The sequence below is a fragment of the Neisseria sp. P0009.S008 genome, from assembly GCF_051958615.1.
GTDB classification, from domain to species: Bacteria; Pseudomonadota; Gammaproteobacteria; order Burkholderiales; family Neisseriaceae; genus Neisseria; species Neisseria subflava.
In genome coordinates this window covers 1-306 of the sequence record NZ_JBQCVG010000046.1, presented here as the reverse complement: position 1 = coordinate 306, position 306 = coordinate 1, and the positions used below count along the sequence as shown (strand labels likewise).

Here is a 306-nt window from a genome sequence, read left to right as displayed (position 1 = left end):
GCACGGGCTAAGTACGTGCCAGCAGCCGCGGTAACACGTACTGTGCGAACGTTATTCGGAATCACTGGGCTTAAAGGGTGCGTAGGCGGCGATTCAAGTCAGATGTGAAATGCCTGAGCTCAACTGAGGCATTGCGTTTGAAACTGGATTGCTGGAGTGTCCCAGGGGTGTGCGGAACTGCCAGTGGAGCGGTGAAATGTGTTGATATTGGCAGGAACACCGGAGGCGAAAGCGGCACACTGGGGGATAACTGACGCTGAGGCACGAAAGCCAGGGGAGCGAACGGGATTAGATACCCTAGTAGTC

General features: G+C 55.6%; 1 rRNA gene. It reads left to right on the top strand.

Going from position 1 to position 306, the window contains the following annotated elements:
* A 16S ribosomal RNA gene (locus ACTHSQ_RS11175) occupies positions 1–306 on the top strand; the annotation flags it as partial.